Source organism: Pseudomonas sp. M2(2023), from assembly GCF_030263955.1.
GTDB classification, from domain to species: domain Bacteria; phylum Pseudomonadota; class Gammaproteobacteria; order Pseudomonadales; family Pseudomonadaceae; genus Aquipseudomonas; species Aquipseudomonas asiatica.
The window spans coordinates 1,744,123-1,762,567 of record NZ_CP127114.1 but is presented as its reverse complement, the minus strand read 5'-3'; the positions used below and the strand labels follow the sequence as shown (position 1 = coordinate 1,762,567).

Here is an 18,445-nt window from a genome sequence, read left to right as displayed (position 1 = left end):
GGGTAGTCATGGCGCACAGTATCGCTCGCCTACTGCTCACCCTGCTCCTGTTCAGCGGCGTGGCACAGGCTACCCATCACGAGGCTTCATCCTATACCTTGCTGGCACGCTCATCGGCCAGGCCGGCATTACCAGCGCTCACGGACGAACAACGGCAATGGCTCGAAGGCCGTCAGGAACTGGTGCTGGGTACCTCGGCACCAGACTACCCGCCGTTCGACATCACCAGTGGGGGCCGCGACTACCAGGGCCTTACCGCCGAGTACGCAAGCCTGATCGGCAAGGCCCTGCAGTTGCCCGTGCGGGTGCTGCGCTTTTCCAGCCGGCAAGCGGCGGTCGAGGCGCTCCGGCAGGGCGATATCGACCTCCTTGGCAGCTCCAACGGCTACGAAGCGGCCAGCGATGGCCTGGCCCTGTCGGCCCCCTATGCCATCGACCAACCGGTGCTGGTAACGCGCGAGGACGAAAGCCGGGCGCTGGACACGGGCCTGGGCGGCATGCGCCTGGGCATGCTCTACCATTACCTGCCCCGGCAGGAGGTGAACAGCGCCTACCCCAAGGCCGAGCTTCTGGCCTTCGGCTCGTCCAGCCAGGCCCTGAGTGCCGTGGCGTTCGGCCAGGCCGACGTGTTCATCGGTGATACCATTTCCACCCACTACCAGCTCAATCGCGGCCACCTGCCGCGCCTGCGCATGGCCAGTTTCGGCAAGCACGAGGCCATCGGCTTCGGTTTTGCCCTGCGCCGCGAGGACAGGGTCCTGATGGATCTGGTGAACGCCACCCTGGACAGACAGACCTCGGCCATACGCGCCAGCATCTTCAAGCGCTGGAGTGCTGGTAGCGACCTGCTGCTGACCGACCGCAAGCTGCAACTGACCGACACCGAAGAACAATGGCTGAAAGACCACCCGGTGATGCGCGTTGCAATCGATGACACCGCTGCACCGGTTTCCTATTTCGACGGCTCGGGGCATTTTCGCGGCATCACCGCCGACCTGCTCGAGCTCCTTCGCCTGCGCACCGGCTTGCGCTTCGAAGTGCAGCGCGCCAGCGGCCTTGCCGACATGATTGCCCGCCTCAAGGATGGCCGCGCCGATGTCATTGCTGCACTGGCCAGCGGCGGGATGAACGAAGACGACCTGCAAATCAGCCAACCCTACCTGGAAAGCGCCTATGTGCTGGTCAGCCGCAAGGACAAACAACCCTTCACCTCGCTGGAACAGCTGCAGGGGCATCGCATCGCCATTACCCGCTACAGTGCCATGGACGCCATGCTGTCGCGGCACTATCCGCAAATCGGCTGGGTCGAGACCGAAAGCTCGTTCTATTCCATGGCGTTGCTCAACAGTGGTGCCGTCGATGCGGTGATCACCACCTTGATCGACGCCAACCACGCCCTGGCTGGCAATCCCGAACTGGTCATCCGGGCCACCGTCGGCAGCGAACCCGCCACCTTCGCCATGGCCACCAGCGCCCCGTCACAAGCGCTGGTGTCGATCCTCGACAAGGCGCTGCTGAGCATCTCGCCGGAAGAACTCGGGGTCATCAACAACCGTTGGCGCGGCTTCAGCCTGCACGAGGATGGCAACGACCACGGCTACCGCCGGCTGGCGATACAGGTGGTACTGGGCACCGCCGTGCTGTTGCTGCTGGCCTTGTTGTGGAATGCCCGCCTGCGCTTGCAGATTCGCCAGCGGCAACGCGCCGAACGGGCGCTGAACGACCAGTTGGCGTTCATGCGCGCCCTCCTCAACGGTACGCCCCACCCCATGTACGTGCGAGATCGCGAGGGCCGACTGCAAAGCTGCAACTACAGTTATCTGGAAGCCGTGCAGGCCCGCTCCGAGGAGGTCATCGGCAAAAACCTGGAGGGGAGCCTGTTCGCCGATTACGAGCAGACCCGACAGATCCACGCCGATTATCTGAAGGTGATGGCCGAAGGCTCGCCGCTGATCATGGACCGGCCACTTCGGATCCAGGGCCGGGAGATGACCATCTACCACTGGATTCTGCCGTACCGCGACTCACTGGGTGAGGTGCAGGGCATCATCGGTGGCTGGATCGACATCAGCGAGCGCCGCCATCTGGTCATGGAGCTGCGCCAGGCCAAGCAGCAGGCCGATGATGCGAACCGCGCCAAAAGCACGTTCCTGGCCACCATCAGCCACGAAATCCGCACCCCGATGAATGCCGTCATCGGCATGCTCGAGCTGGCAGTCAAGCGCGCCGACCAAGGCCGTGTAGACCGCTGTGCGCTGGAGCTGGCCCACCATTCGGCCAAGGACCTGCTGGGCCTGATCGGCGATATCCTCGACATTGTGCGCATCGAGTCCGGGCATTTGTCCCTCGCCCCGGAGGCCGTCGACCTGGCGGCCCTGGTCGAGTCGGTGGGGCGCATTTTCGAGGGCCAGGCCCGGCAGAAAGGCCTGGCCCTGGAGGTGATCATCGCACCGGCCGCCCGCTGCCATGCCCTGCTCGACCCCCTGCGTTTCAAGCAAGTCCTGTCCAACCTGGTAAGCAACGCCATCAAGTTTACCGAGCATGGCCAGGTGCGCATATGCGTCGGCCTGGTGGACGACGGCAGCACTACCCCCGCAGTGCTGGAGCTGGAAGTGCGCGACAGTGGCATCGGTATCCACGCCGACGACCTGCAGCGCCTGTTCAACCCGTTCATCCAGGCCAACCCGCATAGCCAGAGCGCCCGTGCAGGTACCGGGCTGGGCCTGGCCATCTGTCGCAACCTGTGCGAGATGATGGGCGGCAGCCTGACCATAAAGAGCCTGGAGGATGTCGGCACCCAGGTGCGCCTGAAGATGCCGCTGCAGCGGGTTGACGCAGCAGCGCAACCGACCCCGCTGATCGAACACCTCGACGTGCCCGACCCACGGCTGAGCGTGCTGGTGATCGACGACCACCCGGCCAACCTGCAACTGATGGCACAGCAGCTTGGCTACCTGGGGCTTGAGCACACCAGCGCCCAGGACGGTCGCGAAGGCCTGGCTACCTGGCGGGCGGGCGACTTCGATGTGCTGGTGCTCGACTGCAACATGCCGCACATGAACGGTTACCAGCTGGCCACTGCCGTGCGTACCGAGGAACGCCATGGCAAGCGGCAGCGCTGCACCATTCTCGGCTACACCGCCAACGCACAGCCGGAGGTACGCCGCAAGTGCCTGAGCGCCGGCATGGACGACTGCCTGCTCAAGCCCATCAGCCTGGGCACGCTCAGCCAGCGTCTTGCCAGTATCCGCCCACGCCGCCAGCAGAAACCGCGCCGCAAGCTCTACCACCTGGACGGCCTGGCCACGGTGGTCGGGCATGACCCGAACGATCGCCAGCGTTTCCTGCAGGCGTTGCAGCAGAGCCTGCAGGCCGACCTGGCCACCTTGATGGCATTGCATCCGCAGCATGACAGCGATGCTATTGCCGAACAGGCGCACAAGGTGCTCAGTGCCGCGCGGATGCTGGAAGCCCCCGAGCTGATGAAAGCCTGCGAAGCCCTCGAGGCAAGCGGCTTGCCTACCACTCAGCTACGCCTGCGGCGCCAGGCACTGGCGCGGCATATGTACCGGGTAGAACGTGCCCTGGCCAGGGAACTGGCCACAGGCACCTGCACACAGGCAGGCAGCCAGGCGTGTTAACTGGTAGACTGCGCGGCGTTATTACCTAAGAGGATTGTTTCATGGCCACAAACCGCTCCCGTCGTCTGCGCAAGAAGCTGTGTGTCGACGAGTTTCAGGAATTGGGCTTCGAGCTGAACCTGGAATTCAAGGAAGATCTGGATGACCAGGCAATCGATGCTTTCCTCGACGCGTTCCTGGCAGAAGCCATGGACGCCAATGGCCTGGACTATGTAGGCGGTGACGATTTCGGCCTGGTGTGCTCGGTCAAACGCGGCTCGGTCAGCGAAGAACAGCGTGCAGCCGTTGAAGCCTGGCTCAAAGGCCGTAGCGAACTGACCAAGATCGAGGTCAGCCCGCTGCTGGACGCCTGGTACCCGGAAAAGCCGATCAACAAGGCCGAGTAATACCGGCCCGGCTCGATCGCTGGAAAGGCCACCCTCAGGGGTGGCCTTTTTTATTGGGGGTGCTTTTCCGTCGAACGTGGCGCATCGTCGCTGCGCTTGGGGCATAATGCGTATTCTTTCACCCTGGGGCCATCATTCCTTACAGCCCCAATGCCCTTTTCCCTCGCCGTAGGGTATTTATCGATCATGATCAAAACGCTTCGTCCCCTCGTTCTTGCCGGCCTGCTGTTGCCACTCGCCCTGCCCAGCCAGGCCGCCGCCGTCAACACCACGCTGCCTGCCAAGGTGCAGCAGGCCCTCAAGGCCAACAAGCTGCAGGATTCTGCCCTGTCGCTGGTGATGCTGCCGCTGGACGGCCCCGGCACACCGACCGTGTTCAATGCCGATGTCTCGGTCAACCCGGCCTCGACCATGAAACTGGTCACCACCTACGCCGCCCTCGAACTGCTCGGCCCGACCTTCCAGTGGAAAACCGAGTTCTACACCGACGGCACCCTGAGCAACGGTGTACTCAACGGCAACCTGTACCTCAAGGGTGGCGGCGACCCGAAACTGAACATGGAAAAGCTGTGGTTGCTGATGCGTGACCTGCGCGCCAATGGCGTGCGCACCATCACCGGCGACCTGGTGCTGGACCGCAGCCACTTCGTGCAGCCCAACCTGCCGCAGTTCAACGACGACGGTGGCGATGAGAACAAGCCGTTCCTGGTCAAGCCCGACTCGCTGCTGGTCAACCTCAAGGCCCTGCGTTTCGTGGCCCGCAACGATGGCGGCAAGGTAACCATCGCAGTCGAACCGCCGATTGCCAGCATCCGTATCGACAACCAGGTCAAGGCAGTAGCCTCCAGACAGTGCTCGGGTGACGTGCGCTACAACCCGGTGCAGCAGGCCGATGGCATCAGCGTAACGGTCAGTGGTCAGCTGGGTGACGGCTGCAACTCCCAGACCTATCTGTCGCTGCTCGACCACCAGACCTACGCCGCCGGTGCCGTGCGCGCGATCTGGAACGAGCTGGGTGGCAGCATCCAGGGTGGCGACCGCTTCGAGAACGTGCCCAAGGGCGCTCGCCTGCTGGCCCGAGCCTTCTCGCCAGACCTGGTGGAAGTGATCCGCGACATCAACAAGTACAGCAACAACACCATGGCCCAGCAGCTGTTCCTGAGCCTTGGCGCGCAGTTCCGCACCGATGCCGACGGTGACGACGCCCGCGCCGCCCAGCGTGTGGTGCGCCAGTGGCTGGCGAAGAAGGGCATTACCGCGCCGCACCTGGTAATGGAAAACGGTTCCGGCCTGTCGCGTGCCGAACGGGTCAGCACCCGGGAAATGGCCGCGATGCTGCAGGCTGCCTGGAAGAGCCCTTATGCTGCCGAGTTCATGAGCTCGATGCCGCTGGTGGGCATGGATGGCACCATGCGCAAGCGCCTGAAGCGTACCGCCATGACCGGCGAAGGGCACATCAAGACTGGCACGCTGAATACCGTGCGGGCAATTGCAGGCTTCAGCCGCGACAGCAACGGCCATACCTGGGCGGTGGCGGCGATCCTCAACGATCCGAAACCGTGGGGCGCCTCGCAGGTGCTCGACCAGGTGCTGCTGGACCTGTACCGCCAGCCGAAACTGGCCGGCAGTACTGCGGCCAACTGATCGTTAGCCGGTACCGGCCTCTTCGCGGCTAAAGCCGCTCCTACATGTACAGTGCAGGGTTCAAGACCTGTGATGTCCCTGTGGGAGCGGCTTTAGCCGCGAACGGGCCGGCATTGGCAACTGAAAGCTGTCAGGCCAACTCCCCCTCCACCCGGTCCCGCCCGGCCTGCTTGGCCGCATACACGCCTGCATCAGCCCGCAACAGCAAGGCATCGGCCCCTTCCCCCGGTCGCCAGCCCGCCACACCAAAACTCGCAGTCACCCTGCCCACGCCTTCCACCGGCACATTGCGCACCCCATGCCACAGTTCCAGCGCCAGCAGCCGCGCCTGCTCGGCATCGCTCCCCGGGCACAGCACCATGAATTCCTCGCCGCCCAAGCGGCAGAAAACATCGGTACGGCGCAAACGCTGGCTGATACGCAGGCACAGGCTGCGCAGCACGCGATCGCCGACAGCATGGCCAAAATGGTCGTTGATGCGCTTGAAATGATCGATATCGAGCATGATGACCGCCAGTGCCTGGCCATCGCGCTGGGCCCGCTCCAGCTCGAGCTTGAGCCGCTCCTGGAAGTAACGGCGATTATGGATGCCGGTCAGTGAATCGGTCACCGACAGCGCGCGCAACTCTTCCTCCACACCCTTGAGGTCGGAGATATCGGTCAGGTAGCCATGCCACAACGTGCAGCCCTGCTCGCCCACCTCCGGTGTCGCCTCGCCACGCACCCAACGCAGCCCGGCACGCGGCAGGCAGACCCGATATTCTTCACGCCAGGGCGACAGGTGTTCGGCCGAGTAACGCACCGAGCGGCGCACGCGCTCGAGGTCATCCGGGTGGATGCGCTCGAACACCGCCGTGGCGTCCTCGCGCAACTGCTGCAGATCGACTTCGTAGATGTCGTACAGGCCCTTGCTGGCGTACGGAAAACAGGAATGGCCGTTGCCATCCAGGCGGTACTGGTAGATGCCGCCCGGCACCTCGGCACTGAGTTTTTCCAGAAGGCGGTCACGCGCCGCCAGCGCCTCATGCACCCGACGCCGTTCAGTGACATCGATGCAGATCGCCAGGTAACCGATCCATAACCCCTGCTCATCGAGCATGGCGGTGACCAGCATGTTGGCCACCAGTTGGCTGCCATCGGCGCGCAACAAGGTCCACTCCCCCGGCTCGGCTCCATGCTCCTGCACTGTTTCGGCAAACATGGCCTGGCCACCTGCAATCGGCCGGCCGAAACGCAGGCTCAAGGCATGGGCACGCAGGCTCAACTCCTCGGGCAACACCAGGTCCTCCAGGCGCAGCTTGCCGATCGCCTCGCAGGCCGGGTAACCGAGCATGCGCTCGGCACCGGCGTTGAAGGTGCTGACCACGCCCTTGAGGTTGGTGGCGATGATCGCCACCTGGGTTGCGGCATCCAGCACGCTGCGCAGCTGGTTGTGGGTACCACGCAGTGACTGCTCGCTGACCCGCAGCTCGGCGGTACGCTGCTCTACCAGGGCCAAGGCGCGCTGGCGCTGGCTGAACAGGCTGTAGAGCAACACACTGAGCAGCAGGCTCAACAAGCCGCCCAGCAGGCTTACCGCCAGCACCGCGGAGGAGCGGTTGGCGCGCACGAAGGCCAGGCTCGGCCGGATACTCAGCTGGAAGTGGTGGTCAGCCAGGTGCAACAACTGGTTGATGGCCAGCGGCAGAGGTGCGACCGGGTTCTGCGAGTCGAACATCACCTCGGGGCCATGCAGCCCGGTGGGGTCGACGATACGCATCACCAGGTTATCGTCTGCCGTAACCGGGCGCCCGTCACTGACCAGTTCACGCATGCTCAGCAGGGCCATCACATAGCCCATTGCCGCGCCGCGGGGGTTGGCATCGGAAAACACTGGCGCCACCATCAGCAGGCCACGCGCATCCGAGCTGGTATCGAACATGGGCAGTGGCTCGGACACCGCCATGCTGCCGGGCCCCAGCGCCCGCGCCAGTGCCGCCAAGGGCACTTCCTGGCCGGCGAGATCCAGACCATGGGGCAGCCCGGGCAATTCACCCGACTGGGTATAGAGTACCGGGAAGTAATGGTCGCGCTGGGGGGATGGGTGCCACTGGCCTTGTTCATCCTGGTCGCGGATCACATAGCCCGGGCCGAAATGCACACTGGCCTGGCGCTCGAACTCGGCGCGTTGCGCGGCCTCGACACGCGGCGCCCAGGCGTAGGCCAGGGTCCGCTGCAGCAATGGCCGGGCGTAGCCGTCGAACTCGTGTGGGGTGATTTCGTTGGAAAAGCTGAAAAACCGCCGCAGCCCGTCCAGGCGCTGCTGCTGTTCGTCAAACCGCTCGGCGATCCGGCTGAAACGCTCGCTGGCCAGCAGCTCGAAGCGCTGGCGCAGTTGCTGCTTGTAGAAGGTTTGCGTGGCTAACGCCAGGACGGCCGTCAACAGGCCACCCACGACCAGGGCGACCACGGCCACCGCCCAGGCGGACATTGCCTCTGTGCACAGGCCAAGCAACCGCGCACGCACGCCACCCTTTGACATACACCCATCTCGTCACGTCAGCGTCCTGCGGATTATCTTGCCCTGCCCTCAGTTATAGCTATTGGCCATTAGCCGCGCAATGTACCTCGTCGCCTCAACGAAGCTGCAGACGCCAGGCGCGATGGATACGGTTATTGCGCGCGAAGTCCGGGTCCAGGGTCTGGGCCGTGATCTCCTCCACCGCATAACGCGCCATAAGGTGCTCGTCCAACTGGAACTTGCGGAAGTTGTTGGAGAAATACAGCACGCCACCCGGCGCCAGGCGGGCCATGGCCAGGTCCAGCAGTTGCACGTGGTCACGCTGCACATCGAACACGCCTTCCATGCGCTTGGAGTTGGAGAAGGTCGGCGGGTCGATGAAGATCAGGTCATAGCTGTCGCGGTTGCCTTCCAGCCAGGCCATCACATCGCCTTGCTCCAGGCGGTTGCGCTCGGAGAAGCCATTGAGCGCCAGGTTGCGTCGCGCCCAGTCCAGGTAGGTTTTCGACAGGTCGACGCTGGTGGTGCTGCGCGCGCCGCCCTTGGCCGCGTGCACGGTGGCCGTGGCGGTGTAGCAGAACAGGTTGAGGAAGCGCTTGCCGGCTGCTTCGCGCTGGATGCGCGTGCGCATCGGGCGATGGTCCAGGAACAGGCCCGTGTCGAGGTAGTCGGTGAGGTTGACCAGCAGCTTTACGCCGCCTTCGTTCACTTCCTGGAAGCGGCCTTCGGTTGCCTGGCGCTCGTACTGGCGCGTGCCGCTCTGCCGCTCGCGACGCTTGAGCACCACACGCTGCGGCGAAATGCCCAGGGCCTGCGGGATGGCTGCCAGCGCATCGAGCAGCCGTGCCTGGGCCTTGTCCGGGTCGACCGAACGTGGCGCGGCGTATTCCTGCACGTGCACCCAATCCTGGTACAGGTCGACCGCCAGGGCATATTCGGGCATGTCGGCATCGTACAGGCGGTAGCAATCGACCTGCTCGCGGCGGGCCCACTTGCCCAGTTGCTTGAGGTTTTTATGCAGGCGGTTGGCGAACATCTGCGCCCCTTCCGACAGGCGCGCCGGCTCGCTGGCCGGTGCTGCCTGCTGGCGGGTTTCCGCGCCTTCAGGCTGCGTTTCGCGGCGCTCGCCGGTAACGAACTGGTCGGGCTGCACCTTGAACAGCAGCAGCTTGCACGGCAAGGCGCCGTTCCAGAACGCGTACTGCTTGTGGCTGCGAATGCCCATGCGCTTGCCCAGCTGCGGCGCGCCAGTGAATACCGCCGCCTCCCAGCCCATGCAGGCCTGGCGCAGGCGCTCGCCGAGGTTCTGGTAGAGGTACAGCAGGCTGGCTTCGTCACCCAGGCGCTCGCCATAAGGCGGGTTGCTGATGACCAGGCCTTTCTGGCTCTGGTCCGGGCGCGGCTCGAAGGTGCTGACTTCGCCCTGGTAGATCTTCACCCAGTCGCCCAGGCCGGCACGCTCGACGTTGTTGCGGCCTGGCTGGATCAACCGAGGGTCGGCCTCGTAGCCACGGATCCACAGTGGTGGCTTGGCCAGGCCGGCCTGTGCCCGCGCCTGCGCCTCGTCATGCACCTTGCGCCACAATGCCGGTACGTGGCCGAGCCAGGCACTGAAGCCCCAGCGCTCACGCTTGAGGTTGGGCGCGATATCGGCGGCGATCATCGCCGCTTCGACCAGGAAGGTACCCACACCGCACATCGGGTCGGCCAGCGCACCACCTTCGGCGGCAATGCGCGGCCAGCCGGCGCGGATCAGCACCGCCGCCGCCAGGTTTTCCTTCAGCGGCGCGGCACCTTGCTGCAGGCGGTAGCCACGCTGGTGCAGGCTGTGCCCGGAAAGGTCGAGCGAGAGAATGGCTTCGCCACGGTCCAGACGCAGGTGCACGCGCACATCAGGGTCGATCTTTTCCACTGACGGGCGCAGGCCTTCGCGGTTGCGCAGCTTGTCGACGATCGCGTCCTTGACCTTCAGCGCACCGAAGTGGGTGTTGTCGATGCCCGAGCCATGGCCGCTGAACTCCACCGCCAGGGTACCGTCGGCTGCCAGGTGATCGGCCCAGTCGACCGCGTGCACGCCGTCGTAGAGGTCGTCGGCGTTCTTCATGGAGAAGCGCTTGAGTACCAGCAGCACCCGGTTGGCCAGACGTGACCACAGGCACAGGCGGTAGGCGGTTTCCATGTCGGCGGCGCCGCGAATGGCCGAGGTGTGCTCGCGCACGTCATCCAGGCCGAGGCCCCGCGCCTCTTCGGCAAGCAGGCCTTCCAGGCCTTTAGGGCAAGTGAGGTAAAGTTCGAAACGGTCCGACATGAGTAATCCAGCGCCTTGGGCTATTTGACTGACGGGGCGACGCATCGCCCCGCGATGTTTGCCCGCACACCTTTCCAGCAGACGTGCGGGTGGCCCTTCCCGACACGCGAACGTGCAATGAAAGGCCGGGCCGCCTGACCGATCTGTGCTTGGCCCAGTGGCAAAGACAGCTTAGATCATCAGGCAGTATGAAAAATTCTGGCGATACCAGGACCAATGTGACCCTTCGTCGCATTTCAAATTATTTCTGTCATCCGCAAGCAACGCTGGCGAAATGACGTCAATGATCGGCAAACCCTGATCATAGCGGGCTCAACGCTAAACAAGGTTGAGTCGCATTTATTTACTTATCCCCTCACCCTTGGAAAGGTTACGTGCTTATGACAAATCGATCATTCACACCGTGACTCGCATTCGATAGAACTGGTCTCAGGCCGCTTCGCAACGAGGTGGCACTTTCAGCTCGCCACGCCGGCAGCGAGCGCACACCGGCAGAAAGACTCTGCCCGGCCTCGGAGAGGCCGACGGGACATTACAGTCAACAAGTGAGGGCAACACCCTATGAGAAGACTTAAGCGTGATCCGTTGGAAAGAGCATATTCACGTGGCTACCAATACGGGGTCACCGGCAAATCCCGCGAACTTTGCCCCTTCAATCTTCCTTCTGTTCGCCAAGCCTGGATCAACGGCTGGCGTGAAGGTCGCGGTGATAACTGGGACGGAATGACTGGCACCGCTGGCATCCATAGACTCAACGAAAATCACGCCGTTGGCTGAACGAGGACACTGAATTCGATTCACCATGCACGCCCTATCCGGGCGGCGGGCGAAGGCCCAGGGGCCCCTTGATGGGGCCCTTTTTTATGCTACTTGGCAAATGTTATCAAATGCACCGGCCCTTTCGCGGGTAAACCCGCTCCCACAGATGCCCTGCTGCCTTCAAGCGCTGTGCAATTCCTGTAGGAGCGGGTTTACCCGCGAATTGGCCTGTCAGGTTACCTGGACATTGCAGCGATAGCGTCCACCGCCTCGCGAATCAGCGCCGGCCCTTTATAGATGAAGCCGGAGTAGATCTGCACCAGGCTCGCCCCGGCAGCGATCTTCTCGGCGGCATGGCGGCCTTCGGTAATACCGCCAGCGGCAATGATCGGCAGCTTGCCGCCCAGCTCGCCCGCCAGCACCTTGACGATATGGGTGCTCTTTTCCAGCACCGGCGCGCCCGACAGGCCGCCCGCCTCGCCACCGTACGGTAACCCTTCGACACCTTCACGCCCCAGCGTGGTGTTGGTGGCGATCACCGCATCCATGCCCGACTCCATCAGCGCGGCGGCCACCAGGGCGGTTTCTTCGTCGCTCATGTCCGGGGCAATCTTGATTGCCAGAGGTACGCGCTTGCCATGCGTGCCGGCCAGTTGCTCGCGGCGCACGGCCAGGGCATCGAGCAGCTGCTTGAGCGAATCGCCGAACTGCAGGCTGCGCAGGCCCGGGGTGTTGGGCGAACTGACGTTGACCGTGATGTAACTGGCCTCGGTGTACACCTTGTCCAGGCAGATCAGGTAGTCATCGACGGCACGCTCCACCGGGGTGTCGAAATTCTTGCCGATGTTGATGCCCAGCACACCGTTGTAACGCGCAGCCCGTACCCGGCCGAGCAGGTGATCAACGCCCAGGTTGTTGAAGCCCATGCGGTTGATGATGGCCGTTGCCTCTGGCAGGCGGAACAGCCGTGGCTTGGGGTTGCCCGGCTGCGGGCGCGGGGTGACGGTGCCGATTTCGACGAAGCCGAAGCCCAGCTGGGCGAAACCGTCGATGGCCGCGCCGTTCTTGTCCAGGCCGGCCGCCAGGCCCACCGGGTTGGCGAAGTTCAAGCCCATGACCGTAACCGGCAAAGCCGCCGGCTGCTTGCACAGCATGCCGTTGAGGCCGAGACGGCCACCGGCACCGATCAGGTCCAGGGACAGGTCGTGGGAGGTTTCCGGGGAAAGCTTGAACAGCAGCTGGCGGGCCAGGGTATACATGGGCAGGCAAGGCTCGGGGTGAATGAGGGGGCGATTATAGCCAGCGTGAGGCCGGCATGACAGCAAATCGTGGGGCTGCTGTCAGATGGCACATCGGTTGCACCGGAAAAGCCCACAGCCTTATCAGTACGGGCGAGGAACCTTGTGAACACTGCACCCCGAGCAACGCCCCTGGCCTGGGTCAACGGCAGCGACGCGCCGGAAAAGCCCAGCCTGAACATCGGCTACATGGCCCTGACCGACTGCGCCTCGGTGGTAGTCGCCGCCACCCAGGGCTTCGCCCAGCAGCACGGCCTTACCCTCAACCTCAAGCGCCAAGGCTCCTGGGCCGGGCTGCGCGACAAGCTGGTCAGCGGCGAACTGGATGCGGCGCACTGCCTGTATGGCCTGGTGTACGCCGTGCACCTGGGCATCGGCGGTGTACCGGCCAGCGCCATGGCCGTGCTCATGGGGCTGAACCAGAACGCCCAGGCCATAAACCTGTCCCCGGCCCTGCAGCGCAAAGGCGTGACCAACCCTGAAGCACTGGCGCGCCTGGTGCACCAGCATGGCGCACGCCTCACCTTCGCCCAAACCTTCCCCACCGGTACCCACGCCATGTGGCTGTATTACTGGCTGGCCAGCCAGGGCATCCACCCATTGCGCGACGTCGACAGCGTGGTGGTACCACCGGCGCAAATGGCTGCGCATATCCAGGCCGGGCGCATTGACGGTTTCTGCGTGGGCGAACCCTGGGCTGCCGATGCAGTGGCCACGGGCCAGGGCTTCACCCTGGCCACCAGCCAGTCGATCTGGCCGGACCACCCGGAAAAGGTCCTGGCCTGCGCCCGCGCCTTTGCCGAGCAATACCCCAACAGCGCCCGCGCGCTGATCAAGGCGGTACTCGCCGCCAGCCGCTTCATCGAGCAAAGCCCGGAAAACCGCCGCAGCACCGCGCAACTGCTCAGCAGCAGCGCCTACCTGGACACTCCGCTGGCAAGTATCGAGCCGCGACTGCTCGGCAGCTACCACGATGGCCTGGGCAACCACTGGCAAGACCCGCACGCCCTGCGCCTGCACGATCACGGCCGGGCCAACCTGCCGTACCTGTCCGACGGCATGTGGTTCATGACCCAGTTCCGCCGCTGGGGCTTGCTGCGCGATGACCCCGACTACCTCGGCGTGGCCCGCCAGGTCCAGCAGCTGGCACTGTATGGCGAGGCGGCCCAAAGCCTAGGCGTGGCCTGCCCCGAGCAGCCGATGCGCAGCAGCCTGCTGATCGATGGCAGCCGCTGGGACGGCAGCGACCCCTACGGCTATGCCCGCAGCTTCAGCCTGCATGCCCTGGGCGACCTGCCCGATGCCCGTGTCGGCGCGTGAGGGGGACCATTCATGTTGCGCATCCTGCTGATCGACGACACCCAGAGCAAACTCGGCCGCCTCAAGGCGGCCTTGAGCGAGGCCGGCTTCGAGGTCATCGAAGCCCCAGGCCTGACCATCGACCTGCCCGCCTGCGTCGAAACGGTGCGCCCGGACGTGGTGCTTATCGATACCGACTCACCGGACCGCGATGTGATGGAACAGGTGGTCCTGGTCAGCCGTGACCAGCCACGGCCAATCGTGCTGTTCACCGACGAGCATGATCCCGGGGTGATGCGCCAGGCGATCCAGGCAGGGGTGAGCGCCTACATCGTCGAAGGCATTCATGCCGCGCGGCTGCAACCGATCCTGGACGTGGCCATGGCCCGCTTCGAAAGCGACCAGGCGCTGAAGGCACAGCTGCTTGCGCGCGACCAGCAACTGGCTGAACGCAAGCGCATCGAGCAGGCCAAGGGTTTGCTGATGAAGATGAAGGACTGCAACGAAGAACAGGCCTACACCCTGATGCGCCGACAGGCCATGAGCCGGCAGCAGAAGCTGATCCAGGTGGCCGAGCAGATCATTGCCATGCACGAGATGCTGGGCTGACGCCTCGTTCAAAACCTCACGCGATCCATGTGGGCGCGGCCTTGTGTCGCGAAAGGGGCGCGTAGCGCCCCCCCCGAATTTTTCAGCTTCGCCGCAGATATTGCCGAGGCTGCTGCGCAGCCCTTTCGCGACACAAGGCCGCTCCCACATAACCCGAGTCAACCCACGGTCCGAGTTGGCCCATCTCTTGCTGAACAAATATCACCGGTAGCCAATGGCGGTTGCCCCACTTAATCCCCGACAAAGACGTCGCTCTCCCCTCCACGCACGTGGAGCGGGTAGCGGCGTCTTTTTCGTTCCGTTGCATTGCCGAGTGAGGTGTTCGATGAGTACCAGCTTCTGGAAATCCGGGCATGTGCCCACGCTGTTCGCCGCGTTCCTGTACTTCGACCTCAGCTTCATGGTCTGGTACCTGCTTGGCCCATTGGCGGTGCAGATTGCCGCCGATCTGCAGCTGAGTGCACAACAACGGGGCCTGATGGTGGCCACGCCGATCCTGGCCGGGGCGATCCTGCGCTTCGCCATGGGCGTGCTGGTTGACCGCCTGTCACCCAAGACCGCGGGGCTGATCGGCCAAGTGGTGGTCATCGTCGCCCTCGCCGCTGCCTGGCACCTGGGCGTGCACAGCTATGAACAAGCGCTGCTGCTGGGCGTGTTCCTCGGCTTTGCCGGCGCTTCGTTCGCCGTGTCACTGCCGCTGGCCTCGCAATGGTACCCGCCACAGCACCAAGGCAAAGCCATGGGCATTGCAGGTGCCGGCAACTCCGGCACAGTGTTCGCCGCCCTGCTGGCCCCCGCGCTGGCTGCGGGCTTTGGCTGGAACAACGTGTTCGGCTTCGCACTGATCCCGCTGTCGCTGGCCCTGTTGGTGTTCGCCCTGCTGGCACGCAATGCTCCGCAGCGGCCCAAGCCAAAAGCCATGGCCGATTACCTCAAGGCCCTGGGCGACCGTGACAGCTGGTGGTTCATGTTCTTCTACAGCGTCACCTTCGGCGGCTTCATCGGCCTGGCCAGCGCCCTGCCCGGCTATTTCAGTGACCAGTATGGCCTGAGCCCGGTCACCGCTGGCTACTACACCGCTGCCTGCGTGTTCGCCGGCAGCCTGATGCGCCCACTTGGCGGCGCCTTGGCTGACCGCTTCGGCGGCATCCGCACCCTGCTGGGCATGTATAGCGTGGCGGCCATCTGCATCGCCGCAGTCGGCTTCAACCTGCCAAGCGCCGCCGCCGCACTGGCCCTGTTCGTCAGCGCCATGCTCGGCCTGGGAGCCGGCAATGGCGCGGTGTTCCAACTGGTACCGCAACGCTTCCGCCAGGAGATCGGCGTGATGACCGGGCTGATCGGCATGGCCGGCGGCATCGGGGGCTTCCTGCTGGCCGCCGGGCTTGGCACCATCAAGCAGCACACCGGTGACTACCAGCTGGGGCTGTGGCTGTTCGCCAGCCTGGGCTTGCTGGCCTGGTTCGGCCTGCACGGCGTGAAACAGCGCTGGCGCACCACCTGGGGCTCGGCTGCGGTTACCGCGGCACGGGTCTGAGGCACAGCCATGAGCCTGCAACTGAACTTTGCCCAGGCCAGCGCCACCGGGCCACGCGAGGAAAACCAGGACGCCCTGCGCCTGGTTACCCCGGCGCCGGAGCTGGCCGCCAGCAAAGGCTACCTGTTCGCCCTCGCCGACGGCGTCAGCCAATGTGCCGATGGCGGCCTGGCAGCCCGTGCCAGCCTGCAGGCGCTGGCCCTGGACTATTACGCCACCCCCGCGACCTGGAGCGTGGCCCAGGCACTGGACCGCCTGCTGCTGGCGCAAAACCGCTGGCTGCGCGCCCAAGGCAGTGGCCAGCCACTGCTGACCACCCTCAGCGCGCTGGTGCTGCGCGGCCGACGCTTTACCCTGGCCCACGTGGGTGACTGTCGCGTGTACCGCTGGCACGCTGGGCGCCTGCAATGCCTGAGCGAAGACCATGTATGGGACCAGCCCGGCATGCAGCATGTGCTGAAGCGCGCGCTGGGCCTGGACCAGCACCTGCTGGTGGATTATCTGGAAGGTGAGCTGCAGCCGGGCGAGAGTTTCCTGTTGTTGAGCGATGGCGTATGGGCCAGCCTGGGCGACCAGCACATCCAGGCGGTGCTACGCGAGCAACCCGACCTGCAACTGGCCGTCGATACCCTGGTCGCCAGCGCGCACCTGAACGGCAGCCAGGACAACGCCAGTGCCTTGCTGGTGCAGGTCGAGCAATTGGGCACTGCCAACCTGGGCGACACCCTGGCGCAACTGCAGCAATGGCCGGTGCCCGGCCCGTTGCGTGAAGGCCAGGTAATCGATGGCTGGCAAGCCGAAAAGCTGCTTTCGCAAAGCCGCCAGTCGCTGCTGTACCGGGTGCGCGATAGTCAGGGCCGAGCCTGGCTGCTGAAGACACTGCCACCCGCGCGCGAGCAGGAGCCCGGCGCGGCGCAAGGGCTGTTGCTGGAGGAATGGTTCCTGCGCCGGGTCGCTGGCCGGCACTTTCCCGAGCTGCACACCGCTAGCCAGCGCCAGCACCTGTACTACGTGATGCGCGAATACCCCGGCCAGAGCCTGGCGGCGCTGCTGGCCGAGCATGGCCCGCTGCCCATACCGCAGTGGCTGGAGCTGGCTCGGCAACTGCTGCAGGCGGTCGGCGTATTGCACCGGCGCAACCTGCTGCACCGCGACATCAAGCCAGAGAACCTGCACCTGGGCAGCGATGGGCAGCTGCGCCTGCTGGACTTCGGCCTGGCCTACTGCCCGGGCTTGTCCGAAGACCCGCTGCACGAGTTGCCGGGCACACCGTCATACATTGCCCCGGAAGCGTTCGACGGCCAACCGCCCAGCCCACGCCAGGACCTGTATGCCGTGGGTGTGACGTTGTATCACCTGCTGACCGGGCATTACCCCTACGGCGAGGTGGAGGCCTTCCAGCGCCCACGCTTCGGCCAGCCGGTCAACGCCGCGCGCTACCGCCCTGACCTGCCGGAATGGCTGCAGCACAACCTGCAGCAGGCACTGGCAGCCGACCCAGCGCAGCGCTTCGAAACCGCCGAACACTGGCTACTGCTACTCGAACGTGGCGACCGCCAGGAACTGCCCACCCGGCCACGGCCGTTGCTGGAGCGCGAACCGTTGAAGGTCTGGCGCACCCTGGCCCTGCTGTCCTTGCTGTTCAACCTGATTTTGCTGCTCACCCTGCTCAAGGGCTGAACGCACCTTGCCGATGAGGAAACCCTGATGAATGCGAAAGTCTGGCTGGTTGGTGCTGGTCCTGGTGATCCGGAGCTGCTCACTCTCAAGGCTGTACGCGCCTTGCAGCAAGCCGCTGTGGTGATGATCGACGACCTGGTCAACCCGGCGGTGCTGGAGCACTGCCCACAGGCCCGTGTGATTGCCGTGGGCAAGCGCGGCGGCTGCCGCTCCACGCCGCAGGCGTTCATCCAGCGCCTGATGCTGCGCCATGCGCGGCAAGGGCGCTGCGTGGTGCGGCTCAAGGGCGGCGACCCGTGCATCTTCGGCCGCGGCGGTGAAGAGGCGCTGTGGTTGCAGGGGCATGGTATCGAGGTGGAAGTGGTCAACGGCATCACCGCCGGCCTGGCTGGCGCCACGCAATGCGGAATTTCCCTGACCTCACGGGGTGTGAGCCGGGGCGTGACGCTGGTCACGGCACATACCCAGGACGACAGCGAACTGAACTGGGCGGCCTTGGCCCAGGGCGGGACGACGCTGGTGGTGTACATGGGCGTGGCCAGGCTGGAGCAGGTGCGCCAAGGGTTGCTGGACGGGGGCATGGCACCGGCGATGCCGGTGGCGATGATCGAGAATGCCTCGTTGCCGCAGCAGCGGGAGTGCAGGAGCGATGTGCGGGGGATGGTCGAGGATGCGCGGGGGTTTGGCTTGCGTAGCCCGGCGATTTTGGTGATTGGGGAGGTGGTTGGGGAACAGGTGGTTCAGGAATTGGTGGCAATTGCTGGATGATGCGCTGCCTGCGCCG

12 protein-coding genes are annotated in these 18,445 nt (G+C 64.7%); 9 read left to right on the top strand and 3 right to left on the bottom strand.

All coding sequences use genetic code 11. The features are described 5' to 3' along the window. The first annotated feature begins 8 nt into the window (after window positions 1-8). From QN085_RS08150 to dacB, 3 genes are all read left to right on the top strand, one after another. Complete coding sequence (locus QN085_RS08150; protein WP_023661725.1) at window positions 9-3,641, top strand: ATP-binding protein; 3,633 nt, start codon at window positions 9-11, stop codon at window positions 3,639-3,641. A 41-nt stretch (window positions 3,642-3,682) separates the two neighbouring features. Then, window positions 3,683-4,027 carry a YggL family protein gene (locus QN085_RS08145; protein ID WP_004376110.1) on the top strand — a complete coding sequence of 115 codons (345 nt, stop codon included), beginning with the start codon at window positions 3,683-3,685 and terminating at the stop codon, window positions 4,025-4,027. A gap of 186 nt (window positions 4,028-4,213) precedes the next feature. Continuing rightward, entirely contained in the window at window positions 4,214-5,671 is a 1,458-nt protein-coding gene (dacB, locus tag QN085_RS08140; protein ID WP_013971678.1) for a D-alanyl-D-alanine carboxypeptidase/D-alanyl-D-alanine endopeptidase, read from the top strand. 130 nt (window positions 5,672-5,801) lie between these two features. On the opposite strand, the gene QN085_RS08135 is transcribed toward dacB, so the two are convergent. Both QN085_RS08135 and rlmKL read right to left on the bottom strand, forming a co-directional pair. After that, window positions 5,802-8,192: a sensor domain-containing diguanylate cyclase gene (locus tag QN085_RS08135; RefSeq protein WP_023661726.1), complete on the bottom strand. Its 2,391-nt coding sequence runs from the start codon at window positions 8,190-8,192 to the stop codon at window positions 5,802-5,804. Window positions 8,193-8,286: 94 nt separating this feature from the next. Beyond that, window positions 8,287-10,479, bottom strand: a complete 2,193-nt coding sequence (gene rlmKL, locus QN085_RS08130) for a bifunctional 23S rRNA (guanine(2069)-N(7))-methyltransferase RlmK/23S rRNA (guanine(2445)-N(2))-methyltransferase RlmL (protein WP_285690338.1) — start codon at window positions 10,477-10,479, stop codon at window positions 8,287-8,289. Window positions 10,480-11,040: 561 nt separating this feature from the next. On the opposite strand from rlmKL, the gene rmf reads away from it, so the two are divergent. Further along, window positions 11,041-11,256, top strand: coding sequence for a ribosome modulation factor (gene rmf / locus QN085_RS08125; protein WP_003248687.1), 216 nt, complete (start codon window positions 11,041-11,043; stop codon window positions 11,254-11,256). Between the two features lie 218 nt (window positions 11,257-11,474). Here rmf and QN085_RS08120 read toward each other — a convergent pair whose 3' ends face one another. Beyond that, on the bottom strand, window positions 11,475-12,497 hold the full coding sequence (locus QN085_RS08120; protein WP_013971675.1) for a quinone-dependent dihydroorotate dehydrogenase: 1,023 nt from the start codon (window positions 12,495-12,497) through the stop codon (window positions 11,475-11,477). 144 nt (window positions 12,498-12,641) lie between these two features. Between QN085_RS08120 and QN085_RS08115 the strand changes: the two genes are divergently transcribed. The 5 genes from QN085_RS08115 (at window position 12,642) to cobA (ending at window position 18,429) form a co-directional block, all read left to right on the top strand. Continuing rightward, the gene (locus QN085_RS08115; protein ID WP_039614903.1) at window positions 12,642-13,856 is read left to right on the top strand and encodes a CmpA/NrtA family ABC transporter substrate-binding protein; all 1,215 of its coding nucleotides are present in this window, start codon (window positions 12,642-12,644) and stop codon (window positions 13,854-13,856) included. A 12-nt stretch (window positions 13,857-13,868) separates the two neighbouring features. Continuing rightward, window positions 13,869-14,444, top strand: coding sequence for an ANTAR domain-containing response regulator (locus QN085_RS08110; protein WP_013971673.1), 576 nt, complete (start codon window positions 13,869-13,871; stop codon window positions 14,442-14,444). A 325-nt stretch (window positions 14,445-14,769) separates the two neighbouring features. Continuing rightward, a complete protein-coding gene (locus QN085_RS08105; protein ID WP_013971672.1) occupies window positions 14,770-15,981 on the top strand; it encodes a nitrate/nitrite transporter in 1,212 nt (403 codons plus the stop codon). A gap of 9 nt (window positions 15,982-15,990) precedes the next feature. Next, on the top strand, window positions 15,991-17,661 hold the full coding sequence (locus QN085_RS08100) for a bifunctional protein-serine/threonine kinase/phosphatase (protein ID WP_013971671.1): 1,671 nt from the start codon (window positions 15,991-15,993) through the stop codon (window positions 17,659-17,661). Window positions 17,662-17,688: 27 nt separating this feature from the next. Then, window positions 17,689-18,429 (top strand): uroporphyrinogen-III C-methyltransferase, encoded by a 741-nt coding sequence (gene cobA / locus QN085_RS08095; protein ID WP_023661728.1) that lies wholly within the window; start codon window positions 17,689-17,691, stop codon window positions 18,427-18,429. Window positions 18,430-18,445 lie beyond the last annotated feature (16 nt).